Origin of the sequence: Bacillus sp. FSL R5-0560, from assembly GCF_037966305.1 — a bacterium.
Taxonomy (GTDB): domain Bacteria; phylum Bacillota; class Bacilli; order Bacillales; family Bacillaceae; genus Bacillus; species Bacillus mojavensis.
The window spans coordinates 3615878-3636192 of record NZ_CP150195.1 but is presented as its reverse complement, the minus strand read 5'-3'; the positions used below and the strand labels follow the sequence as shown (position 1 = coordinate 3636192).

The window sequence follows — 20315 nt, the reverse complement described above, 5'->3', positions numbered from 1 at the left end:
TTTATAATTTATTTACCCGAATTCTTATTCATATAAACATTTTGTTAGGAGCAATCTTTTATGAACGAAAAGAGTAACTATGATTTCAGTGTTATAATGCCGATTTATAATGTCGAGTTATATCTAACTGATGCTATAGAAAGCGTCATTAACCAGACTATAGGTTTCGAGAATATTCAGTTAATACTTGTGGATGATGATAGCCCCGATAAAAGTGCAATCATTTGTAAAGAATATGCTCAAAAATATCCAAAAAATATTGTATATGTAAAGAAACAGAATGGCGGAGTGAGCAGTGCCCGAAATTATGGTTTAAAGTATGCTGAAGGAAGATATATTCAATTTTTGGATCCGGATGATTTAGTTTCAGAAGAAACATTCGAAAATGTTTTAACCTTCTTTAACCAACATAAGAATGAAATTGATATTGTAGCAATCCCTATTTTTTTTGAAGAAGGAAGAACTGGAGAACATAATCTAAATAATAAGTTTTCTTCTACGAGAATATTGGATGTAGAAAAAGAACCACATCATATATTAACTCATTGCTGTTCTACATTTATAAAAAAAGATGCCTTGAAAAATATCAGGTTTGATGAAAATTGTAAAATAGGTGAAGATGCCAAACTAGTTAATTTAATTATATCGCAAAAGAGAAAGTATGGTCTGGTTAAGGAGGCAAAATACCATTATAGAGTTAGAGAAGATGGATCGTCTGCCATGCAGACTGCTAAAGCAAATAAGAATTGGTTTAACCATTCACTTATCACTTTCTCCAAGAATTTAATCGATATCACCCAAAAAAATGAACAGAAAATACCTTTGTTTCTTCAATACATGGTTATGCATGATTTGAAGTGGAAATTATTGATTAAGGATATTAGTGAAACACCTTTAGATGAAAATGAATACTGCGAATTTTTAATATTAATTCGAGAGGTATTGTCTTATATTGATGACGATGTCATCATTGATACAAAAAGCTTCAGCCATTTCTATTTATATCATGCTTTAAAAATAAAACACGGTAAAAATTATAGTAGGTATGTATATGAAAGAGAAACTGAACAGGATTATTATTTATACAGAGAAGGAAAAATCGTTCAGAAATTATCGGATCAAACACTAACTATTGAGATTTTAGAAGAAAATGAGGATTCTGTTCACATAGAAGGTTTTTGGAGCTCTCTGTTTGATTCTAAAGGTTTTAATTTTTATGCTAAAATTGGAGAAACAAAAATAAAAGCAAAGAATATAAAAAGACAGCATAATGATTATATAAGTTTAGGAGAAGTAATAAAAAAATATCCTGGTTTTTCTATAGATATTCCCAAAAGCTATCTAGCAGACAAACAGCATATCGAATTTTTTATAACAAAGGGTAAAAAAAGAAAATTGACAAAACTTCGCTTTTTCAAGTATTCAGGTTTGTCAAATGATCTATATAATTCTTATGCAGCTAAAAAAGATTATATCTTTTATTATAATTATAAAAAATTAATGTTCGAAAAAAACAATGTTAAAAATAGATTTATAAAAGAGTTTCGTTTCTTAAAATCTCTTCATAAATCAGGTGGGAAATCAAAGAAACGAAAATCAGCTATTAAGAAGGCAATGGTGGCAAGAATGGCACATCATGTTTTCACTATATTTAACAGAAAACCAGTATGGTTATTCATAGATAGACAAGATAAAGCTGATGATAATGCCGAGCACCTCTTTAAATATGCAATCAACAAGAATGATGGAGTAAAAAAATACTTTGTAATAAAAAAAGATAGCAAGGATTATGACAGAATTAAAAAATACGGAAAGGTTATACCATACAGATCTTTTAAACATAAAATATTAACCTTATCCTCTTCCAAGGTAATATCGACACATGCAGATATATGGGTTGTAAATCCATTTTTCAATATGGAGATTTATTTTAGAGATTTATTTAATTTTGAGTTTGTCTTTTTACAGCATGGTATAACAATGGCAGATCATTCTAAATGGTTAAACAAATACAGCAAGAATATAAAATTATTAGTCACTTCAGCGAAACCTGAATATAGATCTATTGTCAAAGGGAATTACAATTATAAAAAAGAAAATATTTTATTGGGTGGATTTCCGAGATACGATAATCTTAAGAAGAGTGAAGGGGAAAAGCAGCTGCTAATAATGCCTACATGGAGAAAAGATATTGTATTACCTAAAGATCAGGCAAAAGGAGTAAGACCGTACAATCCGAAATTTAAAGAAAGTGAATACTTTGCTAGGTATAATGCCTTGATTAATGATGAACGGCTAATCGAAGTTGCTAAGAATAGTAATTATAAGATAACCTTTTTCCCGCACCCGGACATTCAACAACAGATGGTAGACTTTGAAAAGCACGAGTATGTAGAGTTTGCAGATTATAATAGCAGCTATCAAATGTTATTTAATTCTTCTAATATAATGATTACTGATTTTTCATCGGTTGCATTTGATTTTGCATACGAGAAAAAGCCTGTGATCTATTATCAATACGAAAAGTCATACCATTTTAAACTTGATTACTATGATTATAAGAAAATGGGCTTTGGTGATGTAATAGAAGATCATAATAGTTTAGTTGATAAAGTTATCTATTATATGAAAAATGATAGTCTTATGGAAGATAAGTATAGAAAAAGAGTAGATAACTTTTTTGCATATACTGATAAAAATAATCGGAATCGTATTTATAATGCTATTTTGCAATTAGACAAAAGTAAAGTTGCTAAATAAGCTTGGTTTTGCTCTATATCGACACTTCAAAATGTCAGGAGAAGTTCTGCGGGACTTCTCTTTACTTTTTAAAAGTGAAAAAAACTCAACATCTGTTACAATATTTACCGGTGTTTAAAATTTCTTTGACCGAAAGATCCCATCTTCCAAGACATGGTGGGCGGACGTGTCCTATTCACCGATTGACCGATTAGATCACCAAATCGCACGTTTTGGTTTTCAAGTAGAAGCTGTCGCCCTTGATTCTGGATATTTAACGACTCCGATCTGTAAAGTATCATCTAACGGTCATATTTTTGGCGTCATTACCCACGGACGATATCACCCTACTAGAGGCTTGTTTCCAAAATGGAAATTTCATTACAACAATGAAAAAGACAGGTACATTTGTCCGAACCAACAAACACTCACATACTCAACAACTGAAAGAAAAGGATACAGGTCATATAAATCAAATCCTGAAACATGTTCTCATGCCCTTTCCTTGTAAACTGCAAAAAATTGAAAAAGTCATCACCCTCCATGTATCTGAAGACCACAAAGAAAAGATTAGGCAAAATCGCTTGACTGTTTCAGGACGTAATCTCTACAAAAAAGAAAAGAAAAAATAGAGCGAAGCTTTGCAGGTTCAAAACAGTTGCACGGGCTTCGCTATTGCAGGTTGAGGGGAAAACGGAATGGGAGCAAACAAGTTCTCTTCACAGCCACATGCCAGAACATGAAGAAGATTGCCACATACTTAGCCAAGTAGGCTAGGTATGTGGGAGCTCTTTTTCTCTTTTTGTAATCAGCTGAAAATCTAAAGAAGCATTACAAAACAAAAAAGCTTGTAGAAAAAACATCGTTTTCTCTACAAGCTTTTTGTTTAAATTTCTTCTTTGTTTAATAAGTTTTCCATGAATGGAATGAGCTGTCCGCGGAGTTCTTTATCCTGCATCGCAAACTCAAGAGTGGTTGTGATAAAGCCGAGCTTTTCGCCGACATCATAGCGCTTGCCTTCAAAATCGTAAGCAAACACTCTTTGAATTTCATTCAGCTTTTGAATGGCGTCTGTTAGCTGAATTTCTCCGCCTGCGCCAACCTGCTGCTCTTCTAAGTACATAAAGATCTCAGGTGTAAATACGTAACGGCCTAAGATAGCAAGGTTAGAAGGTGCTGTGCCTTTAGACGGCTTCTCAACAAAGTTTTTCACCTGATAACGGCGGCCTTCACTTGTCAGCGGATCGATAATACCGTAGCGGTGAGTTTCTTCTTCAGGCACTTGCTGAACACCTATAATAGAAGAAAGTGTTCTTTCATATTCATCCATTAACTGGCGCAATCCTGGTTTTTCCGCCTGAACGATATCGTCTCCAAGCAGAACCGCAAAAGGTTCATCGCCGATAAAGTTACGAGCGCACCATACAGCATGTCCAAGTCCTTTAGGCTCTTTTTGGCGGATGTAGTGGATGTCAGCCAGATTAGAAGATTTTTTCACTTTTTCGAGGAGTTCAATCTTTCCTTTTTCTTCAAGGTTTCTTTCAAGCTCAGGAGAGTAATCAAAATGATCCTCAATCGCACGCTTGCTTTTGCCTGTTACAATAATAATGTCCTCAATACCGGACTCAACAGCTTCTTCAATTATGTATTGAATGGTTGGTTTATCTACGATAGGAAGCATTTCTTTCGGCATTGCTTTCGTAGCCGGGAGAAAACGCGTTCCTAGTCCTGCTGCTGGAATTATCGCTTTACGTACTTTTTTCATTTAAAGGCACCTTCCTTATTAACGAAAATATTTATGGCTAAAACTATTTTCTATTTACCCTGTTCATTGTGTTTTGACACATTTTTTATGATATAGGATAAACCATTTTTAAACAAGTTTTATCCTTAAGTTTCTAAAGCGATAAAGATCACTTAACCAATAGGAAATGATTTAAAATGACACAAATTCATGTAGAATAAGAATATGATTTTATTTTTGCAGAAACCAGGTGACAATTATGAAAAAACTAAAAGTCATGACCGTCTTCGGAACCAGGCCGGAAGCGATAAAGATGGCGCCGCTTGTGCTTGAATTAAAAAAATATCCTGAAATAGAGTCCTATGTGACGGTGACTGCCCAGCATAGACAAATGCTGGATCAGGTGCTTGAAGCATTTCGGATTAAGCCTGATTTCGATTTGAACATTATGAAGGAGCGGCAGACGCTGGCAGAAATTACGTCCAATGCGCTTGTGAAATTGGATGAGCTGTTTAAAGACATCAAGCCTGATATTGTGCTTGTCCACGGTGATACAACGACGACATTTGCCGGAAGCCTCGCCGCGTTTTATCATCAAATTGCTGTCGGGCATGTTGAGGCCGGTCTTCGCACAGGCAATAAATATTCTCCGTTTCCGGAAGAGCTCAACCGCCAGATGACCGGTGCCATTGCTGATTTGCATTTTGCGCCGACAGGACAGGCAAGAGACAACTTGTTAAAAGAAAACAAAAAGGCCGATTCTATTTTTGTAACGGGCAATACAGCGATTGACGCGCTCCGCACAACAGTTAGGGAAGGTTATTCACACCCTGTCCTTGACCAGGTGGGGGAGGATAAGATGATTTTGCTGACCGCTCATCGCCGTGAAAACTTAGGTGAGCCGATGGAAAACATGTTTAAGGCCATCCGCAGAATTGTAGAGGAATATAATGATGTACAGGTTGTTTACCCTGTGCACCTTAACCCTGTTGTCCGGGAAGCGGCTCAAAAGCATTTTGGCGACTCTGACAGAGTGCATCTGATTGAGCCTTTAGAAGTGATTGATTTCCATAACTTTGCGGCAAAATCCCATTTCATTTTAACTGATTCCGGCGGAGTGCAGGAGGAAGCACCATCGCTCGGGAAACCGGTGCTTGTGCTTCGTGATACGACCGAGCGCCCTGAAGGAGTGGAAGCAGGGACGCTTAAACTTGCGGGGACAAATGAGGAGAACATTTATCAGCTTGCAAAAGAGCTCTTAACTGACGCCGATGAGTATCAGAGAATGTCCTATGCTTCAAATCCGTATGGTGATGGACAGGCCTCCCGCCGGATTGTAGAGGAATTGCTGTTTCATTACGGATATCGGAATGAACATCCGGACTCTTTTACGGGTAAATAAAAAAGAAGCTTTGCACATAGGGTGCGAAGCTTCTTTTATTTTAGCTTTCTAAGCTTTCTTTCAGTTCATTTGAGATGTCAGCTAGCTGGCTCTCATCTGCTTTATAGTAATAGACGTCATTGATTCTTGTGCCTTCGCCTTTCAGTTCGTGCTGCTTGATATGTTTTCGAGCGCCTTTGTAATCAGACTGGATATCCCACATATTATCGAACGTCAAATTGGTTTTCACATTATTTTCAACGACCTTAAACATATCTCCAAACTTTGTAACGGAAGAGATATTTGCCCCTTTGTTAATAATTCCTTCGATCACTTGGCGCTGACGGTCCTGACGTCCGAAATCTCCTCTTGGATCTTCTTTTCTCATTCGTGTATACGCCAATGCTTCTTTTCCGTTCAGCGTGATTTCTCCTTTGCCGAATGAGTAACCGTCATAGCTGAACGCAAATGTGCTGTTAACTGTGATGCCGCCGAGTGTATCAACAACGTCTCTAAAGCTTTCCATGTTGACTTTTACAAAATAATCGACCGGAACATCGAGGAAGTTTTCAACCGTGTCAACTGTCATTTGTGTACCGCCATATGCGTATGAATGGTTGATTTTATCCATCGTGCCTTTTCCGATAATTTTTGTATATGTGTCACGCGGTATGCTGACCATGTCGGTTGTATTCGTTTTGGGGTTAACAGTCATATAAATGAGCGTGTCGGCACGGCCTTTATCGCCGTCACGTTCATCCACACCCATGATTAAAACGGAAAACGGGTCCTTTTTATTGATATTGACCTCTGTATCCCTCTTTTTGGATTTATCAATACTTTCATGAATACTTGCAACGGTTGAAGCGGCTTTATGCCATAAGTAGTATGCATAACCGCCTGTCCCTAACAAAAGGATTCCAATAATAGTTAATATCGTCAGTAATAAGGTTTTTTTCTTTTTTCTGCGTTTACTTCTCATTCTTTGCACCCCATCTGTTCAGTTAATTTGATTATGATTGAAATTTCCAGTAAATACAACTCTTTTTAATAGAAGAAATAAAATCCTCTAATAGTCGATTTTTATAAAAAAAAGTTTCACTGTTTCTTAATTTTTCTTTAAAATATTAAATGATTGACGATAAAACATAATGAGGTGAGAAAAATGAAAAAATTGATTGGTTTAATGTTCTTTATACTGCTCCTTGCAGGTTGCGGGGCTGATAATCAAAAGAGCCAAGGTGAAAATGTGTCAACAGACAGTAACATCAAAACGAAAGAAGGCGTATATGTAGGTCTAGCAGATACCCACACAATTGAAATAACTGTAGATAACGAGCCAGTTGTTCTTGATATTACGGAAGAATCAACAAGTGAGCTTGAAAAATTCAATAATGGCGATAAAGTTACGGTGAAATATGAAGAAAATGGCGAGGGTCAACTTCTATTAAAAGATATTGAACGTACCAACTAGGATATGAGGAGGAACCTGAAATCTTGAATTCTTGCAAACGCTTGATCGTATGTTCACTTGCTGCAATTTTACTATTTATCCCTTCAGTTACTTTTGCAGCAGACTCAAACATTTCAGTCAAATTGTCAAACTATATCGGTAATAAATCAAGTATCAGTCTAACCCCAACAGGATTTTATAAAGTAACTGGAGATAATGTTGCTGTAACAGATCGTTTTGCAGGCGCTTCACGATACGAAACTGCTACTCTTGCATCCAGCAGTCAATGGAAAAATCCTAATACAGTTATTTTGGTAAATCGGGATATATTTATTGATGCATTGCCTGTTATCCCATTAGCAAAAAAACTAGATGCACCAATCTTATTTACTCAACCTGATACATTAACGAAAACTACTGAAAAACAAATCGCTAAGTTTAACCCGGACAATATTTTAGTCATTGGGGGAGCACGCAGCATTTCAAAAGATGTAGAAAACAAGCTGAAATCATATGGCTCAGTTAAAAGGATAAGTGGAAAAAATAGATATGTATTATCTGAGAATATCGCTAAACAGATGGGCAGCTATGATAAAGCTATCGTTGTAACCGGGAAGGTATTTCAAGATGCGTTAGCCATAGCTCCTTATGCCGCGGCACAGGGATATCCTATTTTACTTACTGAGAAGGATAAACTTCCAGATTATGATTTGCCAAAACAAGTGATTATAATCGGCAGTTCATTTAGTGTCAGTGACAGTGTAGAAAATGAAATAAAAAAAACTTCAACTGTACAGAGGATACCTGGATCAACCAGATATGAACTCACTGCAAATATAATTAAACAATTAAAGTTGAAGGCTGATAAAGTCGTAATGACGAACGGAACAAAGTACGCAGACGTATTAGTAGGTGCTTCGCTTGCTGCGAAGAAAAACAGCCAAATTTTGTTTATTAAACAAGATAGTGTTCCTGCAGCAGCTAAAAGCATAACAAAAGAAAAAGCCACATATGCATACGACTTTATTGGAAGTACCAGTTCAATTTCTGCAGAAGTCGAGAATTCACTTGCCGATGAATTTTATTTAGCCGGCGGAAGCAACTATACTCTGAAAATCAACAATGGGAAATTAAATCTCGAAAATATAAAAACATATGGTAACTCTCTGAGGATTAAACCTGAAAAGTACTCGACCTCTAATAGAATGAGTCTTAACGGAAATCAGTATCTTGGAACAGTTAATTTCTCTATTGAATCTACTAAATATATCAGACCGGTTAATGAAAATATTCCATTTGAGGATTATTTAAAAGGGGTTATACCAAATGAAATGCCTGCCAGCTGGTCACTTGAAGCTCTAAAAGCACAGACTGTGGCTGCGAGAACCTACTCCATAACAAAAACGGGAACTACTGTACCTGATACAACAGCTTTTCAAGTTTATGGAGGATATAGTTGGAATTCAAACACCAATAAAGCGGTTGAGCAGACAAAAGGAAAAGTTTTGAAATATAACGGATCTCTTATAACAGCAACTTATTCTTCAAGCAATGGCGGTTATACAGAAGCGAGCAACGAAGTCTGGTCATCAAGTGTACCTTACTTAATTGCGAAGAAAGATTCAAAGGATCCTCAAATAGGCTGGACGCTTACTCTCTCAAAACAACAGCTTGACACGAATTCGCTTGACTTAAATAAGCCGTCTTCTTGGTGGTCTTCAGCAACTGAAACTGATGCTGCGAGGTTATCCGGGGTTAAAAATTGGATCTTGAAAAATAAAGAAACAGGAGCAGCTTCTGTAAAAATTGCGAGTATAGAAGATTTGAGCTTTAGTGGTACAACACAGGGACAACGTGCAAAAACAGCATCTATGAAAGTTAAGTATTTTGTTAAAAGTAATACTGGCTCCTACAACTTAAGTAAAATTACAACCATTACTGTTCCGACAACTCAGCTAAGAACGATGATTGGTGCAACTGTTTTTAAAAGTACTTATGTGACTATAAAAAAAGACACTTCAAAGTACACAATCAGCGGCAAAGGTTACGGGCACGGCATCGGAATGAGTCAATATGGAGCTAAAGCAAGAGCAGAAGCAGGAGATTCATATAGTTCAATTTTGAAATTTTACTATCCTGGGACAACTCTGACAAGTTATTAATTATTTTAAGGTGCTAAAGGCCATTTAAGGAGGAAAAGTAATTGCGTTCTTATATAAAAGTCCTAACAATGTGTTTTCTGGGACTCATTCTTTTTGTACCAACAGCATTGGCCGATAATTCGGTTAAAAGAGTCGGAGGAAGTAATAGGTACGGGACTGCAGTTCAAATATCAAAGCAGATGTACTCAACAGCGAGTACAGCGGTTATTGTTGGCGGAAGTTCATACGCAGATGCCATTTCAGCGGCACCTCTTGCTTATCAAAAGAATGCACCGTTGCTTTACACAAATGCTGATAAGCTCTCTTCTGAGACGAAAACAAGGCTAAAAGAAATGCGAACAAAAAATGTGATTATTGTAGGTGGTACGCCAGCTGTTTCTTCTAATACTGCCAATCAGATCAAAAGCTTAGGCATTAGTATTAAACGAATTGCAGGAAGCAATCGCTATGATACAGCTGCACGGGTCGCAAGAGCAATGAACGCAACTTCAAAAGCCGTAATTTTAAATGGTTTTTTATATGCTGATGCTCCAGGGATCATCCCTTATGCAGCAAAAAATGGCTATCCTATTCTGTTTACAAACAAAACCTCTATAAATAGTGCGACAACAGCAGTAATTAAAGATAAGAGAATTACAAGTACTGTGGTTGCAGGAGGTACCGGAAGTATTAACAATACGGTATATAACAAGTTGCCTTCTCCTACAAGAATTAGCGGTTCAAACAGGTACGAGCTTGCTGCTAATATTGTACAAAAACTAAACTTGTCAACGAGCACAGTATATGTAAGTAATGGTTTTAGTTATCCTGATTCAATCGCAGGAGCTACTCTGGCAGCAAAGAACAAACAATCTCTTATTTTGACTAATGGCGAAAATTTATCTGGCGGCGCACGAAAAATTATCGGCAGCAAAAACATGTCAAACTTTACGATTATCGGAAATACTCCAGCTATAAGCACTAAAGTAGCTAATCAGCTAAAGAATCCTGTTGTAGGTGAAACAATTTTTATTGATCCAGGCCATGGAGATCAAGACTCGGGAGCAGTAGGAAATGGACTGCTTGAGAAAGAGGTAAACCTTGATATAGCGAAAAGAGTCAATACGAAGCTAAATGCTTCTGGTGCTCTTCCAGTAATGTCGAGATCTAATGATACGTTTTATTCTTTACAGGAAAGAGTAAGTAAGGCAGCCTCTGTCCAAGCCGATTTGTTCATCAGTATTCATGCGAATGCCAACGATAGCTCATCTCCAAATGGTAGTGAGACCTATTACGATACAACATATCAAGCAACAAAAAGCAAACGATTAGCAGATCAAATTCAGCCGAAACTTGCAGCTAATCTGGGGACAAGAGACCGTGGAGTCAAGCAAGCCGGATTCTATGTTATCAAATATTCTAAAATGCCAAGTGTTTTAGTTGAGACTGCTTTCATCACCAATGCAGGCGACGCAAGTAAACTGAAACAAGCAGTTTATAAAGATAAAGCCGCCCAAGCTATTCATGATGGTACAGTTTCATATTATAGATAAAAATGAAGAGACAAATCTAAATAACAGGTTTGTCTCTTTTTTTATTGGTAAAATGATTAAAACAGAGGCATGTACATAAAATGATAAAGAACATTAATATAATTTATCAGAAAAAACACCTAATTCACACTTCTTAACAATCCATTTACAACCAATTAACATCCGTCTGCTAAACTGACTGGCATAGGTCATCATAACATCCCAAACAAATCGTGAGGTGTGTGTCAGTGGGTGCAGAAAAAAGCATGAATGTGAGTCGCGAATTATCAGTGCAGCAAGCATCATTTGCATTATCTGAAAAAACGGCTCGTTATTTGGCAGTAAAGCGCGTGATGGATATTTGGTTTGCGCTTATTGGATTGGTGGTTGCGCTGCCAATAATTGCGGTATTTTCAATATTGATTTGTTTGGAGACACCGGGGCCTGCCATCTATACGCAGGAGCGTGTAGGAAAAGGCGGGAAACCTTTTAAGCTTTATAAGCTTCGTTCCATGAAAATAGATGCCGAGAAGTCTGGGGCGGTTTGGGCGCAGAAGCAGGATCCGCGGGTGACACGAATTGGAGCATTTATCAGAAGAACGCGAATTGATGAACTCCCTCAGCTGTTTAATGTGCTGAAAGGCGATATGAGTATGATTGGCCCTCGCCCGGAACGTCCAGTGTTTACGGAAAAGTTCCAGAGTGAGATTCCGGGGTTTACACAGCGTCTGGCTGTCAAACCGGGATTGAGTGGCTGGGCGCAGGTGAATGGCGGTTACGACATGACGCCGAAGGAAAAGCTTATATTTGATTTATATTACATTCGCAATCTGACTTTCATGTTGGAATTAAAGATTATGTTAAAAACTTGTAAAGTAGTCTTGACAGGTGATGGTGCAAGATAAACATCTGCATTTACCATCAAACTGAGCTTAAAAAGAAGTAGGGAATATGATGCCAAGTATTACAAAACAAATCATGAGCGGCGCAAAGTGGACAAGTGTTTCAACAATCTGTATTACAATCATTCAAATCGTTCAGTTTGCCTTGCTTGGAAATATGATGACCTTAACGGAATTTGGACTCGTCGGCATGATCACAACGGTTACAATATTTGCCCAGATCGTGCTTGATATGGGGTTTGGCGCGGCGTTAATTCAAAGAGATGACGCTACGGAGCGCCAGCTGTCAACATTGTATTGGCTGAACATTATGACCGGCATTTTGCTGTTTGTGCTTTTATATGTGAGCAGTCCCGTCATTGCGGGATTTTATCAAAGAGAAGAGCTTGTGTTTCTCATCAGGATTTTGGGGATTATGTTTTTGGTTGCTCCGATTGGACAGCAGTATCAGTATATGCTGCAGAAGGAGCTGCAATTTAATACGTTAAGCAAAATAGAGATTTTTTCAAATGCATTGTCCTTTGGATATTTAGCGATAGCGGTTTTTATGATGGATGCGATTTTGGCATACGTGATCTCTCAGGTGCTGCTGCAGTCCAGCAAAGGGATTTTATTCTGGGCTGTATATCAAAAAAAGTGGCGCCCATCCTTTGTTTTTGATCTAAGGGGAATGAAGGAGTTCTTCTCCTTTGGAGCCTTTCAGCTTTCATCCCGTCTTGTGAACAGGCTGGGAGCGAACATCGATATGATCTTAATCGGCAGGTTTATCGGTGCTGAAGCGCTGGGCATTTATAATCTTGCCTATCAGATTGTCACCATTCCGGTTTTGAAGATTAATCCGATTGTGACGCGGGTCGCGTTTCCTATTTTCGCCAAAAACAAATACGAAAACAGCGTGATCAGAGAAGGCTTTCTGAATATGACAAAAATGCTTGCGCTTGTATCGTTCCCGCTGTTAATCGGGCTCGTATCCGTGTCAGACGCCTTTATCGCAGCTGTTTTCGGAGAAAAATGGCTTGCGGCTGTCCCTGTTCTGAATGTTCTTGCCATCGTCGGGATACTCAGGGTGCTGATGAATCCGAATGGTTCTGTGCTCCTTGCCAAAGGAAGAGCAGATTTGGCTTTTTATTGGGACTCCGGCGTTATGCTGCTGTATGGTTTGTCGCTGTTTGCAGCTGTTCAGACGGGTAATCTTCTGACTGTCGCTTGGGTATATGCCGTCATCAGCGTTTTCAATTTTCTAATCGGTCGCTGGCTGCTGGCATATGTCATTAATCTCAATCTTTCAGCTTATTTTAAAGCTGTTATGAAGCCTTTTCTGATCACAGCGGGTATGGCCGTTATCGCGTTCGGCGCGAGTTTAGGAACAGAACGCTTCAGCATGCAGGCGGAGATGAGGCTGGCAATTTCAGTGGCGGCTGGGGCGCTCTGCTATCTCTTTCTTTTAGGAAAAGCGTACCCTCAGATGAAAAGCAAACTACTAAGAAAAGGACGTTTGTCATGAAGATTTTGTGGATCACAAGCGTATATCCAAGCAGTCTGAAACCCGGCGAGGGTGTGTTTCATGAAACACAGGTGCAAGAGCTGCTGAAGCTCGGGCTGGATATCACCGTGATATGCCCAAGACCTTTTCACCCTGCGCCTGTCCGTATGCTGAAAAAGGCATATCGTAAAAAGGATGCCAGACCAGAATATGAGATACGGAAAGGAATACCGGTTTACAGGCCTTTCTATCCCGCTGTTCCCGGCCAGCTGAAATGGGCCCAGCCACACCGGCGCATTGGGGCAGCTGTGGTAAAAACCATTAAACAGCATGACTTGAATCCTGATCTGATCCACGCGCACTTTGCTATGCCGTCGGGCGGGGCTGCGGCAGTCGTGGCAAAGACAATCGGGATACCGTATATTTTGACTTTGCATGGCAGTGATGTGAATGTCTATCCGCACTACAGCAAAGGTGCGTTTAAAGCTTTCAAAACTGCGGTTGGTTCCGCATCCGCAGTTCTTGCAGTCAGCGAAAAGCTTCAGGAAGAAACCAAAAAACTTTCCGGCTTTGACAGTACGGTTTTACCGATCGGTATACAGCTCAGCCGTTTTCAGGAAAATGAGCAGACAAAAGAAGACATCAGAAAAAAACTTGGACTCCCGCTTGACCAGCGCCTTGCTGTCTATGTGGGCAGGCTCGTTAAGGAAAAAGGCATTTTTGAATTATCAGAAGCCATTGAGATGATGGAGGAAGCGCCTCGAGCCGTTTATGTCGGAGACGGCCCCGCAAAATCTTTGCTGAGGCAAAAGGGGCATATTGTGACAGGCCAAGTGCCGAATCACAGGGTGAGAGATTATTTGCTCGCCTCAGATATGTTCGTGCTCCCTTCTTATAGCGAAGGAATGCCGACAGTTGTAATCGAGGCACTGGCACTGCGGGTTCCTGTCATCTGTACAGATGTCGGAGGAGTAGCATCATTATTCGGCAAACACCGCCATTTGCTGATTGAACCGAAATCAGCTCAAGCCTTAGCAAACACGATCTCTTTATACGCACAGGATCAAATATGGAAGCCGGAAGTGGCGGATGAATTATATCAAATCATTCACACTCAATATGACGCCGGGAAAAATGCCAGGGCGCTGCACGATCAGTATCAGATGGTTTTGAAAACACCTGTTTAATCGTAAGTAACTGCGACCAATATAAATAGGAACATGAATTTTTACAGGAGAGGGATGAGGGCTGTGAAAAAAATTGCTGTCATTGGAACAGGATATGTAGGACTCGTATCTGGCACCTGCTTTGCGGAAATCGGAAATAAAGTGATTTGCTGTGATATCAACGAATCAAAAATCAGAAGTCTGAAAAACGGAGTAATCCCAATCTATGAACCAGGGCTTGCAGATTTAGTTGAAAAAAATGTGTTAGAACAGCGTCTGTCTTTTACTAACGATATTCCGTCTGCCATTCGGACTTCAGACATTATTTATATTGCAGTCGGAACCCCGATGTCTAAAACAGGCGAAGCTGATTTAACATACGTCAAAGCGGCTGCGAAAACGATCGGTGAACATCTCAACGGCTACAAAATCATTGTCAATAAAAGCACAGTCCCAGTCGGTACCGGGAAACTGGTTCAATCTATCGTACAAAAAGCTTCGAAGGGAAGATGCTCCTTTGATGTTGTATCCAACCCTGAATTTCTTCGGGAGGGCTCAGCGATACATGACACGATGAATATGGAGCGTGCCGTCATCGGGTCAACCAGTCATAAAGCCGCTTCCATCATAGAGGAACTGCATCAGCCTTTTCATGCCCCTGTTATTAAAACGAATTTAGAAAGTGCAGAGATGATTAAATATGCTGCAAATGCATTTTTGGCAACAAAGATTTCGTTTATTAACGATATCGCGAACATTTGCGAGCGAGTCGGCGCGGACGTTTCAAAAGTTGCTGACGGCGTCGGGCTCGACAGCCGGATCGGCAGAAAGTTCTTGAAAGCGGGTATTGGGTTTGGTGGCTCCTGCTTTCCTAAGGATACAACCGCACTGCTTCAAATTGCCAAAACGGCCGGATATCCATTCAAGCTCATAGAAGCCGTCATTGAGACGAATGAAAAGCAGCGTGTTCACATTGTAGATAAGCTCTTAACTGTGATGGGAAGCATAAAAGGGAGAACCATTTCCGTGCTTGGATTGGCCTTCAAACCGAATACAAACGATGTGAGGTCCGCTCCAGCTCTCGATATCATTCCCATGCTGCAGCAGCTGGGCGCACAGGTGAAAGCATATGATCCGATTGCCATTCCGGAGGCATCAGCAGTCCTTGGCGATCAGACCGAGTATTATACAGATGTGTATGCTGCGATGGAGGGAACCGACGCGTGCCTTATTTTGACCGATTGGCCGGAAGTAAAAGAAATGGAGCTTGTAAAAGCGAAAATGCTTTTAAAACAGCCAATCATCATCGATGGCAGAAATATATTTTCACTCGAAGAAATGCAGGCTGCGGGATACATTTATCACTCCATCGGCCGGCCTGCGGTTCGGGGAACAGAACCTTCCGACCGCTACTTTCCGGCTTTGCCAATGGAAGAATTGGCTAAGGATTTGGGAAGCGTCAATTTATAAAAAGAAAAAGGGTTACTTGTTTGAAGTGCCGGCTGCTTAGGCTCGGCCGCCGGCTCCTGAAACATCAGGAAAGGGGTTAAGCATGTGAGTATTAAACGTTCAGCGGTTCATACGCTTGCGTTACTGGCCGCTGTCATATTGGGGATCGTCCTATTGCTGGGAGCCATCCGCACAGATACAGGTCTTATGCAGATGGCTGCCGTTCTCGCTGTATTGGCAATCGGCCTGTTTGCACTGACGCTTGCAGCATCATTTACAACACAAGAACAGCTTTTTATGGCCGTCATCTATATTTTGATTGCCTGCACTTTTTTAAATAATGCTTTTTTCGCGATTCATCTTGGATTCTTTAGTTTGTTTCTTTATCGGCTCTTACTCATTACAGCAGGCTGCCTCCATCTTGTCGGGGTACTGCGGAGCCGAACACATATTGAAAGGTGGAATGGGCTGCAAGTAAAAGGAATTTTGCTCTTTTTCGCCTTTTGGTTTTTATATGGCCTTGTTTCCTTGCTATGGGCCAAATCAGTTACAGACGGTCTGAAATATTTAGCACTGCTGGCGATGGGGATATTCTTTATTTATCTCATTGTGATGTATGTGCAAAAAATGGAACGCCTGATGATTATTTATTCCATCTGGCTGGTGATGACGGTATTTCTGATGATCATCGGTTTTTACAATCATATCACGCATCATCATCTCCCGAGTTCGACTTTGTACAGTGGACCGGAATATAAGCAGCATTATCCGACCTCAGTCTTTTTTAATCAAAATGATTTTGCGACATTTTTGTCTATCAGTTTCTTTTTTTACATTGCAATGGTGAAAAACATAACGAACGGATACTTAAAGGGAATTGGCCTTTTGCTCTCGTTCGGTGCATTGTATTTAATTTTTGCGACGGGTTCTAGAGCCAGTCTGCTGGGCGTTTTTGCGGGAATAGCCGTCTACATTTTTATTGTCTTGCCGCCTGTTCTGAAAAAAATCGCCCTTTGGCTGTCGGCAGCTGGAATTGCGGTCTTTGCGGCTCTTTTTGCCAGCCGGATTTTCGCAGTGTTTTGGAAGCTGTTTCTGGCTCCTCAGACGTCTCATTCATTCCAAGAAACACTTCCGTCCAACGTGGCCAGGGCCAATCTATTAAAAAACGCATGGCACTTCTTCCTTGACTCATACGGATTCGGAGTGGGCGCAGGAAATGTGTCTTATTATCTAGAGCATCATGCTTTATATGATACTGACAATGTGACAGAGGTGCACAATTGGCTTGTAGAGATTCTGGCAAACTTCGGCTTGCTTATCATGCTCGGCTATCTGGCCATTTATTTATACCTCATGTGGGTGCTTTACAAGTTTTATGAAAGAAAAATGGAAAATCAGTCAAAACTGATCACAGAAGGGCTCATCACGGCTATGGTCAGTTTTCTGGTATCCAGCATCAGCCCAAGCTCTGTCTCAAATTTATTTTTCCATTGGGTATTTCTGGCGCTCGTCATCGCCGCTGTGAACGTCTTAAGGAGATCCAGACAGCAGCTTGAGCCCATATACCGGTAAACAGACTACAAAAAAGCAGGGAGACTTATATGAAGGATATAGTGATAAGATTAGCCCGGCGCATAAAGAAAAATATCATCTGGATTATATTAGTGCCGCTTATTTTAGGTGCGGCGGGATATATACTGCCCTCTCAAATTGCGGATAAAAAGAGTTACACAGCTGAGGTTACTTTAGCTGTGGGGAGCTATGATCATCCGATTTATAACAGTACAGAAGAGATTCCGCTCCTGCTGAGAAGTGATGCTTTTTTGAAGGAGGCGCTTCCTGACGAAAAAGATGAAGATCTTGCGGAGATCAAAGAGAAGCTCACCGTGAAATCAGAGTCTAAGTCATTACTGTCTTTGAGCTATGCCGATCAGGATCAGGAAAGAACCGAATCAGTTTTGAACGCTATTTCCTCCACCTTTCTCAAAAACGACCAAAAGCTGTTTGAAGAAAGAGAAGCCGTCATTCGCCGCAGCATTGACGCGCTGGAAGGTGAAACGGTGAGCGAGGATTCCAAAGTGGATAAAGAAAGATTTTTATATGAGCTGAAAAACACACAGCTTAATCTGAAAGCGGCAAGTGCCGTTGATTCTGAAACCGTAAGTGAGGCATCAGGCGGAGGAATGTCCCCGAAAAAGAAAGCGGTTCTGGGTGTTCTGATCGGCATAACGATTGCCTTTATGTTCGTTGTCATTCCTGAATTTTTCAGAGAGTCCTTTTAAAATCATACGATGGAGATGTGATCATGACCAACTGGAAACCTCTCGTATCTGTCATTACACCTTCTTATAATGCGCGTGACTATATTGAAGACACGATTCAATCAGTGTTAGATCAGAGCCACCCTCATTGGGAAATGATTATCGTGGATGATTGCTCAACGGACGGCACACGCGACATTTTAATGCAGTATGAGAAGATAGATGAAAGAATTCATGTGATATATCTGGAAGAAAATAGCGGAGCCGCGATAGCAAGAAATAAAGCGCTGGAACATGCCCAAGGGCGCTACGTGGCATTTTTGGACAGTGATGACAAATGGAAAAAAGACAAACTGAAAAAGCAGCTTGATTTTATGATGGAGCGGTCCTGTGCGTTTACCTTCACAGGCTACAGCTTAATGTCACAGGACGGGGTGCCGATGGATAAATTCATTCATGCACCCGAAAGCCTAACATATGATGACGCTCTTAAAAATACCATTATTGGCTGTCTAACGGTGATGATTGACAGGGAACAGACGGGACAGATTCAAATGCCGAATATTAGAACGAGGCAAGACTTGGCAACATGGCTGGCTCTTTTAAAAAAGGGTTTTACAGCTTATGGAATGAATGAGTGTTTAGCTGAATACCGGCTTGTCAATAATTCGATTTCAAGCAACAAATGGAAGGCTGCCAAAAAAACATGGTTTGTTTACAGGGAGATCGAACGGCTCCATTTAATGAAAGCGACATGGTGTTTTGTTCAATATGCAAAAAACGCGGTAAAAAAAAGGCTGTAACCGCAAACAGAGAGAAAAGGTGATGAAGGTGGAAACAAAAGCAATGATTCACGTCATCGTGGCTACTGCTGAATGGGGAAAAGATCAATTGAGGTACAGACGGCACCGATTGGCTGAATTTTTAGCTGCTCAGGAAGAAACAAAGGAAGTCATCTGGGTCTGTCCGGCGCCGCGTACCCAAAGGATCGAATTTCAGCAAGTGCAATCCGGCATCCGTCAATACGCCGTAAAGGACTTGTTGCAAAAGAAAATGTTTCGCTTCGGACGATATACCGATGTGTTTTATAAGCATAAGCTCTCACCTTTATTAGAAGAGCTGAAATCCGCTTCAGCCAGAGGTGAACGCTGCTGCTTATGGTACACGTTTCCCGGATTTCCGCTGCTGTCTTCACTATATCCTTGGGATCAGGTGATTTATGATTGCAGTGACTTGTGGGCGGCGCCGATCAGCGGACGTTCAAATATGCTGTCCGAGTTCAGGCGGAAAGTCATCAAAACCGCGGAGCTGCGAATTATTGAGCGTGCTGATTCCATTACTTGTTCATCGGAATTTCTGCGCAATGAAGTTGATAAAAAACTGACAGCGGGACGAGAAAAGGTTCATACCGTTGAAAACGGTGTTGAATATGACCTGTTTTCAGAACATAAAGCGGCACCTGACCGAAGCATCTTGCAGGGAAGAGAAGGGGCCGTACTGGGGTTTATCGGCGGAATTAAACCAAAGCTGGATTTTAAATTGATTGAAGAAGCGGCTCTGAGAAAACCTGATTGGACCTTTTTATGGGTCGGCCCGGACGCCACCAATGGTGATACAGCGTTTCTAGAGCTTCTGAAGCTTTCTAATGTGATATGGACGGGGCCGGCAGACCCGAAAGAAGTTCCGCATTTTATGGAATTGATTGATATCGGGATTATGCCGTATAAAAAGTCATCCTATAACCAGGCGGTTTTCCCTCTTAAGTTATTTGAATTTTTGGCAGCGGGAAAGCCGGTCGTCGGCTCTAACCTTCCGTCAACTTCTAAAATGCAAAAGCCGTATATTTACGAATATATGGAAGGCAATGACCATAATGATTTTATAGCTGCGTGCGAGAAAGTGCTTGAAAAAAGCGGAGATGAGGCATACAAAGAGATGCGGCGAAACATTGCCCGCACCCAAGATTGGAATGTTTTATTTAAACAAATCATGAAATATACAGGGATTCAAAAACATGCGTAGTCCTTTAATTGGGATGCGCGTTTTTTGATTATACGTGTTTCT

At 40.3% G+C, this 20315-nt stretch carries 15 protein-coding genes and 1 pseudogene; 14 read left to right on the top strand and 2 right to left on the bottom strand.

What is annotated here, in order from left to right; genetic code table 11:
• The first annotated feature begins 60 nt into the window (after window positions 1-60).
• Together NST56_RS19045 and NST56_RS19040 are read left to right on the top strand one after the other, a co-directional pair.
• Window positions 61-2760 (top strand): CDP-glycerol glycerophosphotransferase family protein, encoded by a 2700-nt coding sequence (locus tag NST56_RS19045; protein WP_339178476.1) that lies wholly within the window; start codon window positions 61-63, stop codon window positions 2758-2760.
• Between the two features lie 181 nt (window positions 2761-2941).
• Window positions 2942-3511, top strand: a pseudogene (locus NST56_RS19040) (transposase); the annotation flags it as partial.
• 114 nt (window positions 3512-3625) lie between these two features.
• Here the strand turns inward: NST56_RS19040 and galU are convergent.
• Complete coding sequence (gene galU, locus NST56_RS19035; protein WP_010332089.1) at window positions 3626-4504, bottom strand: UTP--glucose-1-phosphate uridylyltransferase GalU; 879 nt, start codon at window positions 4502-4504, stop codon at window positions 3626-3628.
• Between the two features lie 238 nt (window positions 4505-4742).
• On the opposite strand from galU, the gene wecB reads away from it, so the two are divergent.
• Entirely contained in the window at window positions 4743-5885 is a 1143-nt protein-coding gene (gene wecB, locus NST56_RS19030; protein WP_339178474.1) for a UDP-N-acetylglucosamine 2-epimerase (non-hydrolyzing), read from the top strand.
• 40 nt (window positions 5886-5925) lie between these two features.
• On the opposite strand, the gene lytR is transcribed toward wecB, so the two are convergent.
• Window positions 5926-6846: a transcription antiterminator LytR gene (gene lytR, locus NST56_RS19025; protein WP_339178472.1), complete on the bottom strand. Its 921-nt coding sequence runs from the start codon at window positions 6844-6846 to the stop codon at window positions 5926-5928.
• Between the two features lie 183 nt (window positions 6847-7029).
• Between lytR and NST56_RS19020 the strand changes: the two genes are divergently transcribed.
• The 11 genes from NST56_RS19020 (at window position 7030) to NST56_RS18970 (ending at window position 20273) form a co-directional block, all read left to right on the top strand.
• Window positions 7030-7338 carry a hypothetical protein gene (locus NST56_RS19020; protein WP_339178470.1) on the top strand — a complete coding sequence of 103 codons (309 nt, stop codon included), beginning with the start codon at window positions 7030-7032 and terminating at the stop codon, window positions 7336-7338.
• Between the two features lie 23 nt (window positions 7339-7361).
• Window positions 7362-9479: a SpoIID/LytB domain-containing protein gene (locus NST56_RS19015; RefSeq protein ID WP_339178468.1), complete on the top strand. Its 2118-nt coding sequence runs from the start codon at window positions 7362-7364 to the stop codon at window positions 9477-9479.
• A 41-nt stretch (window positions 9480-9520) separates the two neighbouring features.
• A complete protein-coding gene (gene lytC, locus NST56_RS19010) occupies window positions 9521-11011 on the top strand; it encodes an N-acetylmuramoyl-L-alanine amidase LytC (protein ID WP_010332084.1) in 1491 nt (496 codons plus the stop codon).
• 227 nt (window positions 11012-11238) lie between these two features.
• Window positions 11239-11895, top strand: a complete 657-nt coding sequence (locus tag NST56_RS19005; protein ID WP_168748874.1) for a sugar transferase — start codon at window positions 11239-11241, stop codon at window positions 11893-11895.
• A 49-nt stretch (window positions 11896-11944) separates the two neighbouring features.
• Window positions 11945-13396, top strand: a complete 1452-nt coding sequence (locus NST56_RS19000; protein ID WP_268449765.1) for an MOP flippase family protein — start codon at window positions 11945-11947, stop codon at window positions 13394-13396.
• A complete protein-coding gene (locus tag NST56_RS18995) occupies window positions 13393-14562 on the top strand; it encodes a glycosyltransferase family 4 protein (RefSeq protein ID WP_339178467.1) in 1170 nt (389 codons plus the stop codon). Before NST56_RS19000 ends, NST56_RS18995 begins: the two co-directional genes overlap by 4 nt.
• A gap of 63 nt (window positions 14563-14625) precedes the next feature.
• Window positions 14626-16011, top strand: coding sequence for a UDP-glucose 6-dehydrogenase TuaD (gene tuaD / locus NST56_RS18990; RefSeq protein ID WP_168748872.1), 1386 nt, complete (start codon window positions 14626-14628; stop codon window positions 16009-16011).
• An 84-nt stretch (window positions 16012-16095) separates the two neighbouring features.
• Entirely contained in the window at window positions 16096-17562 is a 1467-nt protein-coding gene (locus NST56_RS18985) for an O-antigen ligase family protein (protein WP_339178465.1), read from the top strand.
• Between the two features lie 29 nt (window positions 17563-17591).
• Entirely contained in the window at window positions 17592-18272 is a 681-nt protein-coding gene (locus tag NST56_RS18980) for a Wzz/FepE/Etk N-terminal domain-containing protein (RefSeq protein WP_010332078.1), read from the top strand.
• 23 nt (window positions 18273-18295) lie between these two features.
• Window positions 18296-19054, top strand: coding sequence for a glycosyltransferase family 2 protein (locus NST56_RS18975; protein ID WP_010332077.1), 759 nt, complete (start codon window positions 18296-18298; stop codon window positions 19052-19054).
• Between the two features lie 28 nt (window positions 19055-19082).
• Window positions 19083-20273 carry a glycosyltransferase family 1 protein gene (locus NST56_RS18970; RefSeq protein ID WP_168749511.1) on the top strand — a complete coding sequence of 397 codons (1191 nt, stop codon included), beginning with the start codon at window positions 19083-19085 and terminating at the stop codon, window positions 20271-20273.
• The last annotated feature ends 42 nt before the right edge of the window (window positions 20274-20315 follow it).